An 18,947-nucleotide genomic window follows, 5' to 3' on the forward strand; every position below is an offset into this window, starting at 1 on the left:
ACTTATCACCCACAAGCGAAAAAAATTTCGTAAAATCTGACCGCACTTTACTTTCTCTTCCCGCTTTTTGTTTTTTGCTTCAAGCTTTCTAGGGTTTCGCCTTGCTTTAGAATATATGGTGTGACGAAAATGACTAGCTCACGTTTTTGATGTCGTTCACTTTCTTTGCTAAACAATCGTTTTACCAACGGAATATCCCCCAGCACCGGCACTTTATCCACCGCTTTGGTGATGGTATCGTGAAATACACCGCCTAACACAATGGTTTCTCCGTCTTTCGCAAAAACTTGCGTGTTGATTTCCTGTTTGTCGATAGACACCACTTCATTGTTTTGTTGCCCGTAAGATACGCGCCTACCCGGTGAATTTTGGCTAACCAATAAATCTAATAAGATATTGTTATCTTTGGAAATATGCGGCGTTACCTCAAGCCCCAGTACGGCCTCACGAAATTCCACCGATTGCGTATCATTTTTACCGCTTGTCACCACATAAGGAATTTCCGTTCCCTGTTTAATACTTGCACTTTTCTTGTTGGTCGTCAGTAACCTTGGACTGGCGATAATTTCTACATTATTTTCACGCTCAAGTGCGGTCAATTCCAAATCTAATAATCGTCCGTTAATCTTTGCCACTTGCAAAGCAAGAGAACCTGCCGGAGTGGAATTGGTAGCAAAATTCACATTGAGATTATCCGTTAAATTGGCAAAACCATTTGCCGCTAAACTCCCGCTCACCGAATGTGCGTTTTCCGTGGGAGTGAAAATCCCCCAACGTACGCCTAATTCTTTTAAACTTTCATCGCTAATCGTAACAATACGTGCTTCAATAGCGATTTGCTCAATCGGTTTATCTAACTCTGCAATAAGTTTCAGCATATTTTTAACGGATTTTGCTTCATCTTGAATAATCAACACATTGCTGCGATCATCAAAAGCAATGCTCCCTTGCGCAGATAAAAGCGACCCGCTTCCCGTTGTAAGGGACTTCATCACCTCCGAAGCTTTGGCGAAATGTAATTTGACGGTACGGCTGATTAACGTAGGTTCGCTCGGTTTCATTCCTTTAAAAGCCTCATTAACGACCGCTTGTGATGTTTCTACATAGGCAGTCGCCAAAGTTTCCCCCGTACTTCGTTTTCTCAAATAATAAATATCATCTTCCACACGTAACGACAGCCCTTTCATTTTTGCCACCGAACGCAGTACGCGATCAAGATCCACATTGTCTAATTGCAAGGAAAGCGACCCCTCGATTTCGTCATCAATAACCAAATTTGTTCCTTGCACTAAGGCTAACTCTTGCAAACTCGAGACCATCGGGGCTTGTTTTAATCGAATGGAAAAGACTTGGTTTTCCTTAAATTCCGCCGTTGACGAAAAAGCACAACAAAAACACAGAAAAAATAAACCGCACTTTTTAAACCCGCTTTTCATCTTTGCTCCTAAAACCTGACTTCCAACTTTTCCGTTTGCTCACACTGCCCTGCTTTTGCACGCAGTAACGCCACGCCATCTTTGCGAATTTGTTGCAACAGATTCCCCTCTTGTGCCAAGCGATAACCCTGCTTGGCAACAATCAATTTTTGATTCGGATCCAAAAATAACGCTTCAGGTATATTCTTATAAAGCACCACGCCCACCAATTTCAACTGCTCAAATGTACTTTCCATGGCAAGAGAAGGTTCATCGAACACACATTTTGTAGAAGGTATTTTAGATTGAGAGATGTTGCTGTCCGCCGATTGCCGCTGCAAGCGATCAAAAGGATCTGCGGCGATACTTTCTAAACAGACAAGAAAACAAAACCCTGAATAATAAAATCTTCGCACACTTATTCCTCTCTTTTAAGTTGTAAAATGACATTGCTTTGCACTTGCCCACGCTCCGTTTTTTGCATTTCTAATTGCACAAAAGAAAGCACCACTTGTTGCTCCGAAAGTGCGGTTAAAAATTTATGTAAATTTTGAAAATGTCCTTCCAACTGAATATGTAAAATCGGACGGCTTGAAAAATCCCATTGATAGTTCAATATCTCAGCCTCACCATTCAACAAATCGTTAATTTGCTGATCTAAAGCGATAATTTGTTTCGTGAGCATTGGAGATAATTCGTGCCGATCAGAATGCCGTTTCAGCGTAATAAGCAATTTTTCCTGATGTGCCAATTCTGCCGATTGTTGTTTCACTTCCAACTTCACTCTTTGCAATTGTTGATAATCTTGCCAATAATCCGAAACGACAGAAAAATTGACCGCACTTAGGCAGACGACAAAAAATGCCCAATGATAAATTTTCGGTAATACCAACCATTTTTCAATAAAAGCGATGCGATGTTTAATAAGGGATTTCATTTTTCACCTGTTTTGATTTCCGAGATCTCAAATTGAAAAAGCAAACGCCCTTGTTCAGGTTTAAATTGCGTGAGTTTGACCGAACCAAAATGTGTACTCAAAAATTCATGAAAGGCTTCAAATTCGGCTTGTTCGATGCAAAACCCATTGAGCCTAATCCCTTCCCTATTAAAATGTAAAGATTCCAGCTCCCCTTGTTGTAAAGGGAATTGCGGTAACAATGTCAAAATCTGCTCAACAGGTTCAGGTGTTAATGCTTTCAATTCGGTAACATTCTGCATAAGTTGCTTGATTTGAGCGGTTTGCCGAACAAGTTGTATCAATTGATTTTTCTGTTGCTCAAAAGTTTGTCGTTGTCGGTTTAGTTCCTCTCGTTGCTGTAGCTGAAACCAAGAAAGCCCAATCCATAAAAATAGCGCCAAAGCCAAGACAACAATCAACCGGATAAAAAACAAAAACAATAATCGCCGATATTGTTCTAATCGCCAAGGCAGTAAATTAACCCCGTTCATTGAAATTCTCACTTAGAAGTGCGGTTGAAAATCCGTTGAGTTTTGATGTAAATCCATTTGCCAAAGCGCGTTTCCAAGCGCAATAAAAGGAATTTGTGTTTTCACCCTTTGCCAGTTTTCAGCCAAGTCGGTTCGTTCAATGCTCTCCGTTTGATACACATAAATATGCTCAATTTCAGGTTCAAAGCGTCGGCAAAATTGCTCATAAAGTGCGGTTAAATTTTCTGATGTTTGCAATAATTGTCGCTGATGAGCCCATTCCATCATCGCAAAACAATCATTTTCATCTTGGTACAGATAAAGTGATTTGTCGCAATCTTTGCCTAAAATAAAGCGAAATGCCCGTAAAATAGCCAAATGAGTAATATCCAATACGTTCAACGATAACTTTCCGTAATCTTTTTGCGTTTCACTCACCACTTGGCGACGCACGGTATGAATATCTAATCGAAAACCTTGCTTTAAAGGTGTTGAAATGTAATCAAACCAAAGTTCCTCAAGTGGTATCGGCAATTCTTTCTGTAACACAAAATGGCATTGTTGTTCACATTCTTGCGCATTCAATAGGTGAGGTAAAAGTAGGGTTTTCGACCAAGTAAAATGAGGAGAAATACTTCCGACCAAACGCAACCGAACATTATTTTGTGGAAAATCTTTTGCCAAACGTGCCATAAGTGCGGTTTCGATATGATGTTCTTCTGCAGATAGGAAAAGAAATTGAACTTGTTGTGCGTCATTTAGCCAAACAAACTGAAATTGATCCTTCTGTCGATGCACTCCAATTTGTAGGGTTTTCCGTCTTTTATAAAGCATTGGCATACGCTTTTCCTATTATTTGGGTGATGAATCTTTTATACTTAGCAACCAAATCATAGTGTGATTTTATTTATTATCATCAATCAAGAGAGAATTTTACGATGCGGATCGCAAAATTAGTATTAAGCAGCCTATTAACCTTATGTATTTTAGGTTTGACGGCAGGTGGTCTCCTTTATTTTCACCTAAAATCCGAATTACCCTCAGTGGAAAGCTTAAAAACCGTTGAATTGCAACAGCCAATGCAAATTTATACGGCTGACGGTAAATTAATCGGTGAAGTGGGAGAACAACGCCGTATTCCTGTGAAATTAGAAAATGTGCCGAAACGTTTGGTTGAAGCCTTTTTAGCCACAGAAGATAGCCGTTTTTATGATCATCACGGTTTGGATCCGATAGGAATCGGGCGGGCATTATTTGTTGCTATAAGCAACGGTAGTGCTTCACAGGGCGCAAGCACGATTACTCAACAATTAGCCCGTAATTTCTTTTTAACACCGGAAAAAACGATCGTGCGTAAAGCACGTGAGGCGGTGCTCGCCATTGAAATTGAAAATGCCTTAAACAAACAAGAAATTTTGGAGCTTTATTTAAATAAAATTTTCTTAGGTTATCGGTCTTACGGCGTTGCGGCGGCAGCGCAAACCTATTTTGGTAAATCCCTTGATGAACTCACTTTATCCGAAATGGCAATTATTGCCGGTTTACCCAAAGCCCCATCCACGATGAACCCTTTGTATTCACCAAAACGAGCTGAAGAACGCCGAAACGTGGTGCTATCACGTATGTTGAACGAAAAATATATTACCAAAGAAGAATATGACACCGCACTCAAAGAACCGATTGTCGCCAGTTATCACGGTGCCAAATTTGATTTTCGCGCAGATTATGTAACGGAAATGGTGCGCCAAGAAATGGTGAAACGTTTCGGTGAAGAAGATGCTTATACCCGCGGCTATAAAGTATTCACTACCGTGCTTTCTAAAGATCAAGCGGAAGCACAAAAAGCGGTTCGTAACAATTTAATTGATTATGATATGCGTCATGGTTGGCGTGGCGGTGCGCCTTTATGGAAAAAGAATGAAGCGGTTTGGGATAATGAACGCATTATTGCTTTCTTGAAAAAACTTCCTAATTCCGAGCCTTTTATTCCTGCAGCCGTATTGAATACAAGCAAAAATGGGGCGGAATTATTATTGGTTTCAGGTGAAAAAATGTCGCTTTCCAACAATGCGATGCGCTGGACCGGGCGTTCAAATCCGGTGAAAATCGGTGAGCAAATTTGGATTCGTCAGCGTAATAACGGAGAATGGGTGTTAGGTCAAATTCCTGCGGCAAACTCGGCGTTGGTTTCATTGAACTCCGATAACGGTGCGATTGAAGCACTTGTGGGTGGTTTTAGTTATGAACAAAGCAAATTTAACCGAGCGACACAATCCTTGGTTCAAGTCGGTTCTTCCATTAAACCTTTTATTTATGCCGCGGCATTGGAAAAAGGGTTAACCCTTTCAAGTGTCTTACAGGATAGTCCGATTTCAATTGCGAAACCGGGGCAACCTGTTTGGAATCCGAAAAATTCACCGGATCGTTACGATGGCCCTATGCGTTTACGTGTGGGTTTAGGACAATCGAAAAATATGATCGCCATTCGTGCATTACAAACGGCAGGCATTGGATTTACCGCAGACTTCTTGCAACGCTTTGGATTTCAACGGGAGCAATATTTTGCCAGTGAAGCATTAGCACTGGGTGCGGCTTCATTCACACCGCTTGAAATGGCACGCGCTTATGCGGTATTTGATAACGGTGGTTTCTTGATCGATCCTTATATTATCGAAAAAATCCAAGACAATACCGGTAAGGATTTATTTGTGGCAAACCCGAAAATCGCTTGTATTACCTGTCATGATATCCCGGTGATTTACGGTGAAACAAAAGACAAAATCGATGGTTTCCAAAACATTGCCAAACCTGATGATTTAAAAACGGCAAAAGGCAATACCAACACCGATACGGAAGAAGATGTTCAACCCGAGAACGTGCCTGATTTACCTGAATTACAAGCACAAGGCGGCGCATTAAATGAAGATGCCGTTGATTTAATGGCAAATGCCAAAGACGGTACGTCAAAAATAGAATATGCGCCACGCGTTATCAGCGGCGAACTTGCTTTCCTGATTCGTAGTGCCTTAAATACCGCCATTTACGGCGAACAAGGTTTAAGCTGGAAAGGCACAAGCTGGAGAATGGCAAAAGAAATCAAACAGCGTAGCGATATTGGCGGTAAAACCGGTACGACCAACAGCGCAAAAGTTGCGTGGTATGCAGGCTTCGGGGCAAACCTTGTTACCACCACTTATGTCGGTTTTGATGATAACAAACGCGTATTAGGACGCGGCGAATCGGGCGGTAAAACCGCAATGCCGGTATGGATTACTTATATGAAAGTTGCGCTCTCCGATATTCCGGAACGGAAACTTGATTTACCGCCCAATATTATGGAAAAAAGCATTGATAGCAATTCCGGCTTACTTTCAGAATTCGGCGGACGTAAAGAATACTTTATCGTTGGTACTGAACCGAAACGGACCTATGCGGCAGAAATGCTCGAACGCGGATATTATGTTCCGCCGGAACTACAACAACGTTTAAACGGCGGTACGGATAAAATTCAAGATGCGATGCCGGCGACACAACCGGAAGAATTATTCTAATCATCACAAAAGTGCGGTTAATTTTGACCGCACTTTTTAACTCAAGAGGCAAACTATGCTCAGTTATCGTCATTCTTTTCATGCCGGCAACCATGCCGATGTACTAAAACATATTGTTTTAATACTGATTTTGGAAAATCTGAAATCGAAAGAGAAAGGTTTTTATTATTTAGATACCCATTCCGGCGTGGGGCATTATCGTTTATCCTCCAACGAAGCGGAAAAAACCGGAGAATATAAAGAAGGCATCGGGCGATTATGGGAACAAACGGATTTACCCGAAGAAATCAGTCGTTATGTCAATTTAATCAAACAGCTTAACCATGGCGGCAAAGCGCTACGTTATTATGCCGGCTCACCAATGATTGCGGCACAATTATTACGCACGCAAGATCGCGCCTTATTAACGGAATTACACCCGAGCGACTTTCCCCTATTACGTAATAATTTCAAAGAATTTAAAAATGTTGCGGTGAAATGTGATAACGGCTTCCAACAGGTAAAAGCAACCTTACCGCCGAAGGAACGCCGAGGATTAATACTTATCGATCCGCCCTATGAACTCAAAGAGGATTACGATTTAGTGGTGAAAGCCGTTGAAGAAGGCTATAAACGTTTTGCAACCGGCACTTACGCGATTTGGTATCCCGTTGTATTACGTCAACAAACCAAACGTATTTTTAAAGGTTTGGAAGCAACCGGTATTCGCAAGATTTTGAAAATCGAATTAGCGGTTCGCCCCGATAGCACTCAACGCGGTATGACGGCAAGCGGTATGGTTGTCATTAACCCGCCTTGGACCTTAGAACAAGAGATGAAAAGCATCTTACCTTATTTGGTGAAAACCTTGGTTCCGGAAGGAACGGGCAACTGGACGGTGGAATGGATTACACCGGAATAAAATAATGCGAAATTTAACCGCACTTTGAATACAAAAAATCCCGATCTTCATCGGGATTTTTTTGTTATTCGGATTGAGCCGTGGTTTTTAGTTTTTCAATGCTTTCTTTATTAAATAAGTAATGGGTGCCGCAACACTCACATTGCATATCGATACTTCCTTTATGTTCCTCTAAGATTTCATCAATCTCTGCATCCGGAATTAACAATAATGCCGCCCCTGAACGTTCCGCCGAACAACCACAGAAAAATTGAATATCTTGAGGTTCATAAACTTCTACGGTTTCCTCATGATACAAACGGTAAAGCATTTCTTCTGCCGGCAAGCCGAATAATTCCTCATTTTTTGCCGTTGCCGCTAAAGTCGCAAGATGTTCAAAATCATCGGGAGAGCCTTCACCATCAGGCATAATTTGTAACAACATACCCGCTGCAACCGGTTTACCCTCATATTCACCGGTGCGAATAATAAGTTGGGTTTGCAGTTGTTCGGAACGGGCAAAATAATCTTCTAAACATTCGGTGATCGTTGGTTTATCCAATCCAATAACGCCCTGATAACGCTCCCCTTCTTTCGGTACAATAGTAATCACTAACACACCCTTACCAATCATTTCATGTAAGCCCATTTCATTAGAAATTTCACCTTCTACACGAGCGAGCGCACGAATTTGTTGCTGATCATTACCATTCACTAAAGCCAAACGAAGCGGACCATCCCCCTGAATTTGTACGGTGATATTGCCCTCAAATTTTAAAGTGGCGGTTAATAAAGCGGTTGCCACCATCATTTCTCCGAGTAAATTTTGTACCGGCTGCGGATAATGATGAGTATTTAAGGTATCCGTAAAACTTTGATTCAAACGAACCCATTCACCGCGCACGGCACGATTTTGAAAAAGGTAACGATAAAGTTTGTCATTGTCTTGAGTGTAATTCATTTGTTATTCCCAGTTAAAAATGAAGTAAAAAGTGTGGTTATAACGACCGCACTTTTAATGTGTGCTGTATTATGGGGACGTTTTAACCAATTACAACCCTAAAGAAAAAGCGAGCCGTTTCCGACTCGCTTTGGGATAAATAATAAGTTAATTACCAATATGCACGTAAACCTACCACTGCTGCATAATCACGTTGTTTCACATTTTCTGCATGCGCAAGATTTCTTACGCGAACCACTTTACCTTCTACAAAAGGTTTCAACTTAATACTTCCGTTCTTGTAAACATAATATTCGGTACCGAGCATAACTTCACTACGTTTTTCAGTTGCGGCCGGGGTTGTCGTATCTTTTAATTTTTTATGACGATAAGCATACATTGCGTAAGCGTTCCAATCTTCATTTAATGCTTGGAACACCAAGGCACGCGCCTCATATTCCGCACGTTTTATGCCATTGCCGAAAGAATTTGAAAGATTCGAGGTATTTCTATGTTCTAGGTCTAAACCTAATGTGGTGTGATCAAAACGGTATGCATTACCAAATGAATAAGCAGTTACTTGACGGCTATTTTCAAACGTTTCACGAGAAAAGCCGGCTGCCGTTGTCCAATCTTGTAAATCATCAATATTGTATTTATAAACTGCACCAGCCCCCCACACATGATTACGATTCGGATTAATACTTAAGCCCTGTGTGTTACGCGGGCTGGTTGCACCATAATAAGCGCCAAATTTTAAATTAGGAACGATGCCGTTGCGGTTAGTATATTGAATAACGCGGCGTGCGCTACTATTTAATAAACCATCACTTAAACTATAAGTATTTGGTAAATCGGTTTGTTTGATCTCATCCGTAAAAGTCGTCATATTACCGTAAACCAATTCACCATAGGTTTTATGCCCGAAACCCGCATAAAGTTGACGGGTATAAATACGACCGAAGTTATTATGACGGTTACTTGCCAGATTCGGCTCCGCACCGTTACCTCTTGCATCAGTGGTGCGGAAACGCCATTCTACACGACCGATCGCATAAAAATCGTTTCCTAAATTTTGTTTAATTTTAAAGCCGAAACGTGAACCGTTATTATCAATATCCCCGTGTGAGATATTTTTTGAACCTGTCGTGTCATCAGGATTTGTCACTTTAGAATTAATATTTTCCCATTTCAAACGGGCAGAACCACTGAAATCAATTTCAGTGCCGGTTTTTTCAATATTAAATTTATAAGCTTGTGCAGAACCTGCTGCGAAAGCAGCTACAGTTAACGCAAGAAGTGCTTTTTTCATAATGCTTCCCTTATTGAGTGAAAATAAAATTGAACTTTTAGGAGTCTATCTATTCACGCTTGATGAATCAAGCGATTTTTCGCATAGCATATAACTCAAAGGCATTAGTCTTCTTAGACGAGGATTGAATTAAATTGCTCAAAAACCTGCTCGGCTGAAATCTCTCTCATTGATTTTGACGATAAATGATACTGATTATTTCCGTAACAACCTATTAATTTGGGATCTGTTGAGCCATAAAGGGTAATATTCGGTTTACCCAATGCCGCGGTTAAATGCGCTAATCCGGTGTCAACGGAAACCACTGCCTTAGCCCCCATAATTTGTTGCGCAAGCTCCGTTAAAGACAAGCGAGGCAATACCTGCACGTTTTCTTTTCCCTCCGCTAAACGTTCCGCACGGGCTTTCTCCTTTTCATTCCCCCAAGGTAAACGAATATCAAAAGAAAGTGCGGTTAATTTTTCGATCAATTTTTGCCATTCCGCTTCCAACCAATGCTTATCTTCACGGGTTGTAGAATGAATAAAAATCACATAAGGGCGGGACGACACTTCATAAGCAAAATGCGTCATAATGCCATAATCCCCCTGTGTTTGTGGCAATGAATAGCCTAAACTTCGGGAAAAAAGCTGACGGATACGCTCAACGGCGTGCTGCTGATAAGAAATCGAATATTTTTTATCGTAGAAAAAGGAAGCCACGGGTTCACGAATACTATGGCGATCATAACCATACTTCACGCCATTCGCTAAACGGGTTGCGAAAAAAGCGCTTTTGAATAATCCTTGAGCATCAATTACCGCATCATATTGCTCTTGCTTAAGCAAAGTGCGGTAGTTTTTCCATTCATTTTGGGTTTGTAAAGCAAAGGGGGATTTACGCCAACGGCGTAATGCAATCGGGATAACACGGCGAACCGCCGAATGCCATTGTGGGATTTCAGCAAAATTTTCTTCTACCACCCAATCAATCTGTAAATCGGAAATCACTCGTTGCGCATCCGTCAGTGCAGGCAAAGTGTGAATCACATCGCCCATTGATGAGGTTTTAACTAGACATATTTTCATTTCATCGAATACCGTTGCCCCAAATGCGTGCCACAAACGCTAAATAAATTGTAAATCGGCACGTGAGCACTCATTTCGCAGCCAATAACCGTTTTAATTTTTCCATTACCATTTCAGGCGTAATATCAATTAAGCTTTGGTGATAACCTTCCGCACTGTCTTTACTTTTCCGCACTTTAATGAGATCACCTTCAATCAAACGCATAATTACCGCTTTACCAGACAATGGCGGTGTATAAGTCGGGCTAGTAGGGCCGTAAACGGCAACCAGCGGGCGATCCGTTGCGGCGGCAATGTGCATTAAGCCGCTATCGTTAGTTACAACTGCCGTGCAATTTGCAATTAAATCTACGGCTTGGCTTAAATTCGTTTGCCCTGCCAAATTTAAGCAAAAGACTTGCTGTTCCTGCGGTAACGCTCGGCAAATTTGCTCACCGACAGCCATATCTTTCGTTGATCCGAATAATTGCACCGCATACCCTTGTGTAATTAACATTTCGGCGAGTTTAGCATAATGATAATGCGGCCAACGTTTTGCCGGCCCAAATTCTGCACCGGGACAAAAACCGATAATCGGGCGATTAGCCAAAAGTGCGGTCTGTTTTTCAAAAGTTTTCAATGTTTCGGCTTGTTGGGTTGACCCTACCGTTAAATAAGGCGTTAATACCGGAATATTCTTTGCGGTTGGCACAGCATTTTTCTCAAAGGCTAAGGCAACATAACGTTGAACCATCATCGGATAATCTTTTTTATCGGTTCGTAAATCATTTAACAGGATATAACGGCTTTCCCCTTTCCATCCTCGACGGACGGCAATTTTTGCGAAGAAAGGAATAAATGCCGATTTCAATGAATTTGGCAAAACAATCGCCATATCATATTGATCGCGCAATGATTTCCCTAAACGATAGCGCGTACCGAGTTCTAATGCACCATGCCCAAGCGGCATTTCAATGGCTTTGCGTACTTCAGGCATACGAGCGAGCAAAGGCTTACACCAATTGGGTGCCATTACATCAATCTGACAATCGGGATATTGAACTTTTAATTGTTGATATAAGCTATGCGACATCATCATATCGCCAACCCAAGACGGGCCAATAATTAAGATATTCATACATTGCCTTATGTATAGTGAATTAAATTTAAAAATGTTTGCGGCTTGTAGCCTTTTATCCATTTTAATTTAATTCACTATTAAAAGTGCGGTTAAAAAACGCTTTGAATTTTAACCGCACTTGATAGGATAAAGAATAGAAGTCAGCCTGAAATTATTTTGCGTTTAACCACGACATATATTCCGCTACGCCTTCTGCCACCGTTTTAAACGGCTTATCATAACCCGTTGCGCGTAATTTGGTTAAATCCGCTTGGGTGTATTCTTGATAACGGGATTTTAAATGTTCTGGGAACGGGATAGTTTCAATTGCGCCTTTACCGTGGAATTTCACTACTGCATCCGCAACGGCACGGAAGCTTTCCGCATTGCCCGTGCCTAAATTATAAATGCCTGAAATGCCATTTTGCCAACACCAAATATTGACTGCGGCAACATCACCGACATAAACGAAATCACGGCGGAAATTTTCACTACCGGCAAACAATTTCGGATTCTCACCCTTTAAGATTTGATTATTCAAATGGAATGCCACGCTTGCCATTGATCCTTTGTGATTTTCACGCGGTCCATATACGTTGAAATAGCGGAAACCACAAACCGGCGATTTTGCTTCCGGTAAGATTCTACGGACATATTGGTCAAACAAGAATTTAGAATAGCCGTACACATTCAAAGGACCTTCAAATTCACGTTCTTCACGGAAAACCTTAGTATCACCGTAAGTCGCCGCGCTTGAGGCATAAAAGAACGGAATTTCACGATCGAGACAATAATGTAACAACTCTTTAGAATATTCATAATTGTTGTGCATAATGTATTTGCCGTCCCATTCCGTGGTCGCAGAACACGCCCCCTCGTGGAATACCGCATCAATTTCTCCAAAGTCATCACCGGCGATGATAGAAGCGATAAAATCATCTTTATCACAATAATCCGCAATATCTAAATCCACTAAATTGACAAATTTTGTTCCGTCTTTTAAGTTATCTACCACTAAAATATCTGTGCGTCCTAAATCATTTAACGCTTTTACGATATTACTGCCAATGAAACCTGCGCCACCTGTTACGATAATCATAATGTCGTCTCCTTTTAATAAACACTGCCTATTGTAATAGATTTTCCAAATAAGGTAAAAACTCTCTTTAATCAAAAAACCGAGTCAAAAACAACCGCACTTTTAAACCCCAATAGCTTGTCCAGCCGGTTGTCGCCAAATCCATTTTTCCTTTATTAAGAATAATGATTGTTGGGGTAACATTTACTTCCCATTGACGCGCCATCACACCTTGCGGATCATTCACCATTGTAAAATCATATTGATATTCTCTTAGATAATCCGCAACCTGTGTTTCATTACCCGACCTTAATGCAATTGATACGACCGGGTACCCTTCCTTCGCCAAAGCATTAATCGCAGGCGAAGTGTAGCGACAGTAACCACACCAAGTTCCCCAAAAATAAATCACGGTAGGTTGACGTTGGGCAAGCTCAGAAAGAGAAAAAGTGCGTCCTTGAAGATCGCGCAACAAGCTTGTATTCACATTTTCAGGTATTGTGGGGCGACGAATAAAGTCAATCGCCACACTCATTACAATCAATGTAAGCACAAGTGAAAATCCGTTTTTTATCCATTTTTTTAGTTTCATCACATCTCACCCAAATAAAATTCAGACGAATTGTAATTGATTGGAAAAGTGCGGTCAAAAATCGACAGATTTTGGTATCATATCGCCGACTTTCACAAAAATATAAGGAGAAAACATGGAGAGTAAAGCGCTCGCGCAATATATTGATCATACTGCGCTCACCGCCGAAAAAACAGAACAAGATATAATTACACTCTGTAACGAAGCCATTCAATATGGATTCTATTCCGTTTGTATCAACTCCGGCTATATCCCCCTCGCAAAAGAAAGACTAAGCGGTACAAATGTTAAAATTTGTACGGTAGTCGGGTTTCCACTTGGGGCAAATCTCACTTCTGTAAAAGTATTTGAAACGAAAGAAGCGATCAAAGCCGGTGCAACGGAAATTGATATGGTGATTAACATCGGTTGGATTAAATCGGGGAAATGGGATGCCGTGAAACAAGACATTCTTTCTGTCTTTGAAAGCTGCGCAGGGATTCCCTTAAAAGTGATTTTAGAAACCTGTCTGCTGACAAAAGAGGAGATCGTAAAAGCTTGTGAAATCTGTAAAGCGATCGGTGTCGCTTTTGTTAAAACCTCAACAGGCTTTAACAAAGGTGGGGCAACAGTTGAAGATGTTGTATTAATGAAACAAACGGTGGGCAATATCGGCGTGAAAGCCTCCGGCGGTGTTCGTGATACAGAAACGGCATTGGCAATGATTAAAGCAGGCGCAACCCGAATCGGGGCAAGTGCAGGTATTGCGATTATTGGGCATTCTCCCGAAATGAAAAGTGATTATTAATCAACAATAAATGGTAGAGAATAAACTCTGCCATTTATTCTTCTTTTTTCACTTCATCCCATAATATATCCATTTCAATAAGTGAAAGTTCACTGAGTTTGCAACCCTTTTCTTTTGCTTTTTGCTCGACCTTTCGGAAACGCTGCTCAAATTTGAAGTTCGCTTTGCGTAAACTATCTTCCGCATTACATTTCAGATGGCGTGATAAGTTCACAACCGCAAAAAGTAAATCACCAATTTCTTCTTGAATTCTACAATAATCTCGTTGAACCTTGTCAAATTCTTCTTTCACCTCTTGTAGTTCTTCTTCAACCTTAGCAAAAACCGGTTCGACTTCATTCCAATCAAAACCAATTTTTGAACAGCGTTTTTGTAATTTTTGCGCTTTCAATAAAGAAGGAAAGGCATTCGGAATATCATCTAAAATTGAAGTATTCGCAGCACTATTTCGTTTTTCTAGCGACTTAATTTCATTCCAACGGGCAAACGCCTCTTCTTCATTTCCGGCATTTGCATTACCAAAAACATGGGGGTGACGGCGAACAATTTTCTTAGCGACATCATTCAACACATCGTCAAAAGTAAAATAATTATCTTCTGAAGCCAACTGACTAAAAAAGACGACTTGAAGCAAAAGATCACCCAGTTCTTCCCGTAAATTAGCAATATCCTTTTTTTGGATCGCCTCAATCACTTCATAGGTTTCTTCTGTAAGGCAAGGGATCATTGATTCATAATTTTGTTTAAGATCCCAAGGACATCCGCCACTCGGGTTACGAAGCTGAGCAATTAATTGAATAAAATCATGAATTGAATATGACATAATAAATCCCCTAAAAAAATTTAGGTTAGTATACGACTTATTTACGAATAATGACATTTAGATTTATATCTGGATGGCAGGGGCGGAGAGGCTCGAACTCCCAACACCCGGTTTTGGAGACCGGTGCTCTACCAATTGAACTACGCCCCTATTGGTATGGAAAGGTTGGCGGAATGGACGGGACTCGAACCCGCGACCCCCTGCGTGACAGGCAGGTATTCTAACCAGCTGAACTACCACTCCGCTAAATATGTTTGGCAGTGTCTTACTCTCACATGGGGAAACCCCACACTACCATCAGCGTTACAACATTTCACTTCTGAGTTCGGTATGGAATCAGGTGGGTCTGCTGCACTATATCTGCCAAAAAATTCTTATTTCTTTAATTCACTTAAAGTTAAAAACGAACTAAAGAAATAAAACCCGGCGGTGCCCTACTCTCACATGGGGAGACCCCACACTACCATCGGCATTACGGCATTTCACTTCTGAGTTCGGTATGGGGTCAGGTGGGACCACCGCACTATCGCCGCCGGGATAATTCTTCGATAACCTTAATTCTCTCTCTTCTCTACCTATCCGTTCTTCATTTCCTTTTCTTCGTCTTCCGTCTTATTTGACTTCATCCGCTTATTAAATTGTCCACAAGCTGAAAAATCTTTCCTGAACGCTCTTAAGCTTTCTTATTTAGTTATTCCGCTCCAAAAACACTTGAGCGTTGTATAGTTAAGCCTCTCGGGCAATTAGTACACCTTAGCTCAATGTCTCGCAACACTTACACATGGTGCCTATCTACGTCTTAGTCTCAAACAACCCTTACAGTCTTAAAGACTGGGAGAACTCATCTCAAGGCAAGTTTCGTGCTTAGATGCTTTCAGCACTTATCTCTTCCGCACTTAGCTACCGGGCAATGCGTCTGGCGACACAACCCGTACACCAGTGGTGCGTCCACTCCGGTCCTCTCGTACTAGGAGCAGCCCCTCTCAATTCTCCAACGCCCACGGCAGATAGGGACCGAACTGTCTCACGACGTTCTAAACCCAGCTCGCGTACCACTTTAAATGGCGAACAGCCATACCCTTGGGACCTACTTCAGCCCCAGGATGTGATGAGCCGACATCGAGGTGCCAAACACCGCCGTCGATATGAACTCTTGGGCGGTATCAGCCTGTTATCCCCGGAGTACCTTTTATCCGTTGAGCGATGGCCCTTCCATGCAGAACCACCGGATCACTATGACCTACTTTCGTACCTGCTCGACTTGTCCGTCTCGCAGTTAAGCTTGCTTATACCATTGCACTAACCTGACGATGTCCGACCGTCATTAGCAAACCTTCGTGCTCCTCCGTTACGCTTTGGGAGGAGACCGCCCCAGTCAAACTACCCACCAGACACTGTCCGAGAACCCGTTTCGGATTCTTCGTTAGAACATCAAACGTTAAAGGGTGGTATTTCAAGGCCGACTCCACGATAACTGGCGTTACCGCTTCAACGTCTCCCACCTATCCTACACATCAAAATTCAAGGTTCAGTGTCAAGCTATAGTAAAGGTTCACGGGGTCTTTCCGTCTAGCCGCGGGTACACCGCATCTTCACGGCGATTTCAATTTCACTGAGTCTCGGGTGGAGACAGCCTGGCCATCATTATGCCATTCGTGCAGGTCGGAACTTACCCGACAAGGAATTTCGCTACCTTAGGACCGTTATAGTTACGGCCGCCGTTTACTGGGGCTTCGATCAGGTGCTTCTCTTGCGATTACACCATCAATTAACCTTCCAGCACCGGGCAGGCATCACACCCTATACGTCCACTTTCGTGTTTGCAGAGTGCTGTGTTTTTAATAAACAGTTGCAGCCAGCGGGTCACTTCGACCGGTTCAACCTTCGTGAGTAAATCACTACAATCTACGCCGGCGCACCTTCTCCCGAAGTTACGGTGCTATTTTGCCTAGTTCCTTCACCCGAGTTCTCTCAAGCGCCTGAGTATTCTCTACCTGACCACCTGTGTCGGTTTTCAGTACGGTTTAGTAAAGCCTGAAGCTTAGTGGCTTTTCCTGGAAGTGTGGTATCGGCAACTTCTTGTCCGTAGACAATCGTCATCAGCTCTCGGTGTTAAGGATGTCCGGATTTGCCTAAACTTCCCACCTACGACCTTAAACAAGGATTTCCAACACCTTGCTTGCCTAACCTGCTCCGTCCCCACATCGCAGCTTTACCAAGTACGGGAATATTAACCCGTTTCCCATCGACTACGCTTTTCAGCCTCGCCTTAGGGGCCGACTCACCCTGCCCCGATTAACGTTGGACAGGAAACCTTGGTCTTCCGGCGAACGGGTTTTTCACCCGTTTTATCGTTACTTATGTCAGCATTCGCACTTGTGATACGTCCAGCAAACCTCTCGATTCACCTTCTTCCGCTTACACAACGCTCCCCTACCCAACAGGATAAATCCTGATGCCGCAGCTTCGGTGCTATATTTGAGCCCCGTTACATCTTCCGCGCAGGCCGACTCGACTAGTGAGCTATTACGCTTTCTTTAAATGGTGGCTGCTTCTAAGCCAACATCCTAGCTGTCTAAGCCTTCCCACTTCGTTTCCCACTTAATATAAACTTTGGGACCTTAGCTGGCGGTCTGGGTTGTTTCCCTCTCCACGACGGACGTTAGCACCCGCCGTGTGTCTCCTGAGTATCACTCTTCGGTATTCGCAGTTTGCATCGGGTTGGTAAGCCGGGATGGCCCCCTAGCCGAAACAGTGCTCTACCCCCGAAGGTGTCCGCTCAAGGCTCTACCTAAATAGATTTCGGGGAGAACCAGCTATCTCCCGGTTTGATTGGCCTTTCACCCCCAGCCACAAGTCATCCGCTAATTTTTCAACATTAGTCGGTTCGGTCCTCCAGTTAGTGTTACCCAACCTTCAACCTGCCCATGGCTAGATCACCGGGTTTCGGGTCTATACCTTGCAACTATATCGCCCAGTTAAGACTCGGTTTCCCTTCGGCTCCCCTATGCGGTTAACCTCGCTACAAAATATAAGTCGCTGACCCATTATACAAAAGGTACGCAGTCACCCCATCACTCAATCCCACTGCTTATTGGGGATGGTTGAATTTTTGCTTCGCAAAAATTAACCATTAAAGTGCGGTTATTTCCTTTGGAATTGCTACCACTCAATACGATTGAGTGATGGGGCTCCCACTGCTTGTACGTACAAGGTTTCAGGTTCTATTTCACTCCCCTCGCCGGGGTTCTTTTCGCCTTTCCTTCACAGTACTGGTTCACTATCGGTCAATCAGGAGTATTTAGCCTTGGAGGATGGTCCCCCCATATTCAGACAGGATATCACGTGTCCCGCCCTACTTGTTGTCAGCCTAGTACCACAATGCACTATTCGAATACGGGACTATCACCCTGTTTCGTTCAACTTCCCAGTTGATTCTTCTTAATACACTGCTATCACTGACGGCTCCTCCGCTTTCGCTCGCCGCTACTTACGGAATCTCGGTTGATTTCTTTTCCTCGGGGTACTTAGATGTTTCAGTTCTCCCGGTTTGCCTCTTATTACTATGGATTCATAATAAGATAGTAGATTCTTCATCTACTGGGTTTCCCCATTCGGATATCTCGGATTATACGCCTCTTATCGACTCATCCGAGCTTTTCGCAGATTAGCACGTCCTTCTTCGCCTCTGATTGCCAAGGCATCCACCTTGTACGCTTAGTCACTTAACTATACAACCTCAAGTGTTTTTACAATTTCCGTTTAACACTTAAGCCGTTACTTAATCTAACTAAACACTTGATTGCTTTTGTTCAATCAAGATTTTTACTACTCAGACTTGCTTGTCTCAGGGCTTTCGCCCCGACAGAAGTCTCTTCAGTTTTTCAGCTTGTTTCCAATTTGTTAAAGAACAGTGAGATAATCTTTTTTCAGTTATCATCGTTAAATAAACTCAAGGAGAAGATAAAAAATATA

General features: G+C 42.4%; 15 protein-coding genes, 2 tRNA genes and 3 rRNA genes. 3 read left to right on the forward strand and 17 right to left on the reverse strand.

Translation table 11 applies throughout. The features are described 5' to 3' along the window. Nucleotides 1-47: 47 nt before the first annotated feature. From IHV77_RS06075 to IHV77_RS06095, 5 genes are read right to left on the reverse strand one after another with little or no spacing between them, the layout of a single operon-like run. Nucleotides 48-1,436, reverse strand: coding sequence for a type IV pilus secretin PilQ (locus IHV77_RS06075; protein WP_194811123.1), 1,389 nt, complete (start codon nucleotides 1,434-1,436; stop codon nucleotides 48-50). 8 nt (nucleotides 1,437-1,444) lie between these two features. After that, nucleotides 1,445-1,831 (reverse strand): hypothetical protein, encoded by a 387-nt coding sequence (locus IHV77_RS06080; RefSeq protein WP_194811124.1) that lies wholly within the window; start codon nucleotides 1,829-1,831, stop codon nucleotides 1,445-1,447. A 2-nt stretch (nucleotides 1,832-1,833) separates the two neighbouring features. Continuing rightward, on the reverse strand, nucleotides 1,834-2,352 hold the full coding sequence (locus tag IHV77_RS06085; protein ID WP_194811125.1) for a hypothetical protein: 519 nt from the start codon (nucleotides 2,350-2,352) through the stop codon (nucleotides 1,834-1,836). After that, nucleotides 2,349-2,864 carry a PilN domain-containing protein gene (locus IHV77_RS06090; RefSeq protein WP_194811126.1) on the reverse strand — a complete coding sequence of 172 codons (516 nt, stop codon included), beginning with the start codon at nucleotides 2,862-2,864 and terminating at the stop codon, nucleotides 2,349-2,351. Before IHV77_RS06090 ends, IHV77_RS06085 begins: the two co-directional genes overlap by 4 nt. A 12-nt stretch (nucleotides 2,865-2,876) precedes the next feature. Further along, nucleotides 2,877-3,683: a type IV pilus biogenesis protein PilM gene (locus IHV77_RS06095; RefSeq protein WP_194811127.1), complete on the reverse strand. Its 807-nt coding sequence runs from the start codon at nucleotides 3,681-3,683 to the stop codon at nucleotides 2,877-2,879. Nucleotides 3,684-3,781: 98 nt separating this feature from the next. Here IHV77_RS06095 and IHV77_RS06100 point away from each other — a divergent pair, with 98 nt between their 5' ends. Both IHV77_RS06100 and IHV77_RS06105 read left to right on the forward strand, forming a co-directional pair. Next, nucleotides 3,782-6,394 (forward strand): penicillin-binding protein 1A, encoded by a 2,613-nt coding sequence (locus IHV77_RS06100; RefSeq protein WP_194811128.1) that lies wholly within the window; start codon nucleotides 3,782-3,784, stop codon nucleotides 6,392-6,394. A gap of 55 nt (nucleotides 6,395-6,449) precedes the next feature. Then, on the forward strand, nucleotides 6,450-7,295 hold the full coding sequence (locus IHV77_RS06105) for a 23S rRNA (adenine(2030)-N(6))-methyltransferase RlmJ (RefSeq protein ID WP_194811129.1): 846 nt from the start codon (nucleotides 6,450-6,452) through the stop codon (nucleotides 7,293-7,295). Between the two features lie 64 nt (nucleotides 7,296-7,359). On the opposite strand, the gene hslO is transcribed toward IHV77_RS06105, so the two are convergent. The 6 genes from hslO to IHV77_RS06135 all read right to left on the reverse strand — a co-directional run bounded on the left by hslO (nucleotide 7,360) and on the right by IHV77_RS06135 (nucleotide 13,362). Continuing rightward, nucleotides 7,360-8,235 (reverse strand): Hsp33 family molecular chaperone HslO, encoded by an 876-nt coding sequence (gene hslO / locus IHV77_RS06110; protein WP_194811130.1) that lies wholly within the window; start codon nucleotides 8,233-8,235, stop codon nucleotides 7,360-7,362. A 151-nt stretch (nucleotides 8,236-8,386) separates the two neighbouring features. Continuing rightward, nucleotides 8,387-9,526, reverse strand: coding sequence for a porin (locus tag IHV77_RS06115; protein WP_194811131.1), 1,140 nt, complete (start codon nucleotides 9,524-9,526; stop codon nucleotides 8,387-8,389). A 113-nt stretch (nucleotides 9,527-9,639) separates the two neighbouring features. Further along, entirely contained in the window at nucleotides 9,640-10,593 is a 954-nt protein-coding gene (gene rfaC / locus IHV77_RS06120; RefSeq protein ID WP_194811132.1) for a lipopolysaccharide heptosyltransferase RfaC, read from the reverse strand. A 70-nt stretch (nucleotides 10,594-10,663) separates the two neighbouring features. Next, nucleotides 10,664-11,710: a lipopolysaccharide heptosyltransferase II gene (gene waaF / locus IHV77_RS06125; protein WP_194811133.1), complete on the reverse strand. Its 1,047-nt coding sequence runs from the start codon at nucleotides 11,708-11,710 to the stop codon at nucleotides 10,664-10,666. A gap of 154 nt (nucleotides 11,711-11,864) precedes the next feature. Continuing rightward, nucleotides 11,865-12,791, reverse strand: a complete 927-nt coding sequence (rfaD, locus tag IHV77_RS06130) for an ADP-glyceromanno-heptose 6-epimerase (protein WP_194811134.1) — start codon at nucleotides 12,789-12,791, stop codon at nucleotides 11,865-11,867. 67 nt (nucleotides 12,792-12,858) lie between these two features. Then, on the reverse strand, nucleotides 12,859-13,362 hold the full coding sequence (locus IHV77_RS06135; protein WP_194811135.1) for a protein disulfide oxidoreductase: 504 nt from the start codon (nucleotides 13,360-13,362) through the stop codon (nucleotides 12,859-12,861). Between the two features lie 115 nt (nucleotides 13,363-13,477). Here IHV77_RS06135 and deoC point away from each other — a divergent pair, with 115 nt between their 5' ends. Beyond that, complete coding sequence (gene deoC, locus IHV77_RS06140) at nucleotides 13,478-14,149, forward strand: deoxyribose-phosphate aldolase (protein ID WP_194811136.1); 672 nt, start codon at nucleotides 13,478-13,480, stop codon at nucleotides 14,147-14,149. A gap of 34 nt (nucleotides 14,150-14,183) precedes the next feature. On the opposite strand, the gene mazG is transcribed toward deoC, so the two are convergent. The 6 genes from mazG to IHV77_RS06170 form a co-directional block, all read right to left on the reverse strand. Further along, nucleotides 14,184-14,972: a nucleoside triphosphate pyrophosphohydrolase gene (mazG, locus tag IHV77_RS06145; protein ID WP_194811137.1), complete on the reverse strand. Its 789-nt coding sequence runs from the start codon at nucleotides 14,970-14,972 to the stop codon at nucleotides 14,184-14,186. 74 nt (nucleotides 14,973-15,046) lie between these two features. Beyond that, nucleotides 15,047-15,122: transfer RNA gene (locus IHV77_RS06150), tRNA-Trp, on the reverse strand. A 16-nt stretch (nucleotides 15,123-15,138) separates the two neighbouring features. Further along, nucleotides 15,139-15,215, reverse strand: a tRNA-Asp gene (locus IHV77_RS06155). Between the two features lie 9 nt (nucleotides 15,216-15,224). Continuing rightward, nucleotides 15,225-15,340, reverse strand: a 5S ribosomal RNA gene (gene rrf / locus IHV77_RS06160). A 53-nt stretch (nucleotides 15,341-15,393) separates the two neighbouring features. Next, nucleotides 15,394-15,509 (reverse strand): 5S ribosomal RNA (gene rrf, locus IHV77_RS06165). Nucleotides 15,510-15,694: 185 nt separating this feature from the next. Further along, a 23S ribosomal RNA gene (locus IHV77_RS06170) occupies nucleotides 15,695-18,703 on the reverse strand. Nucleotides 18,704-18,947: the final 244 nt, after the last annotated feature.

This window comes from Rodentibacter haemolyticus (genome assembly GCF_015356115.1).
GTDB lineage: Bacteria > Pseudomonadota > Gammaproteobacteria > Enterobacterales > Pasteurellaceae > Rodentibacter > Rodentibacter haemolyticus.

What these genes read in the sequence shown, in the direction of transcription:
- IHV77_RS06075 (WP_194811123.1), bottom strand. Translation starts at nt 1,436, where the DNA reads ATGAAAAGCGGGTTTAAAAAGTGCGGTTTATTTTTTCTGTGTTTTTGT.
- IHV77_RS06085 (WP_194811125.1), bottom strand. Translation starts at nt 2,352, where the DNA reads ATGAAATCCCTTATTAAACATCGCATCGCTTTTATTGAAAAATGGTTG.
- IHV77_RS06090 (WP_194811126.1), bottom strand. Translation starts at nt 2,864, where the DNA reads ATGAACGGGGTTAATTTACTGCCTTGGCGATTAGAACAATATCGGCGA.
- IHV77_RS06095 (WP_194811127.1), bottom strand. Translation starts at nt 3,683, where the DNA reads ATGCCAATGCTTTATAAAAGACGGAAAACCCTACAAATTGGAGTGCAT.
- IHV77_RS06100 (WP_194811128.1), top strand. Translation starts at nt 3,782, where the DNA reads ATGCGGATCGCAAAATTAGTATTAAGCAGCCTATTAACCTTATGTATT.
- IHV77_RS06105 (WP_194811129.1), top strand. Translation starts at nt 6,450, where the DNA reads ATGCTCAGTTATCGTCATTCTTTTCATGCCGGCAACCATGCCGATGTA.
- hslO (WP_194811130.1), bottom strand. Translation starts at nt 8,235, where the DNA reads ATGAATTACACTCAAGACAATGACAAACTTTATCGTTACCTTTTTCAA.
- IHV77_RS06115 (WP_194811131.1), bottom strand. Translation starts at nt 9,526, where the DNA reads ATGAAAAAAGCACTTCTTGCGTTAACTGTAGCTGCTTTCGCAGCAGGT.
- rfaC (WP_194811132.1), bottom strand. Translation starts at nt 10,593, where the DNA reads ATGAAAATATGTCTAGTTAAAACCTCATCAATGGGCGATGTGATTCAC.
- waaF (WP_194811133.1), bottom strand. Translation starts at nt 11,710, where the DNA reads ATGAATATCTTAATTATTGGCCCGTCTTGGGTTGGCGATATGATGATG.
- rfaD (WP_194811134.1), bottom strand. Translation starts at nt 12,791, where the DNA reads ATGATTATCGTAACAGGTGGCGCAGGTTTCATTGGCAGTAATATCGTA.
- IHV77_RS06135 (WP_194811135.1), bottom strand. Translation starts at nt 13,362, where the DNA reads ATGAAACTAAAAAAATGGATAAAAAACGGATTTTCACTTGTGCTTACA.
- deoC (WP_194811136.1), top strand. Translation starts at nt 13,478, where the DNA reads ATGGAGAGTAAAGCGCTCGCGCAATATATTGATCATACTGCGCTCACC.
- mazG (WP_194811137.1), bottom strand. Translation starts at nt 14,972, where the DNA reads ATGTCATATTCAATTCATGATTTTATTCAATTAATTGCTCAGCTTCGT.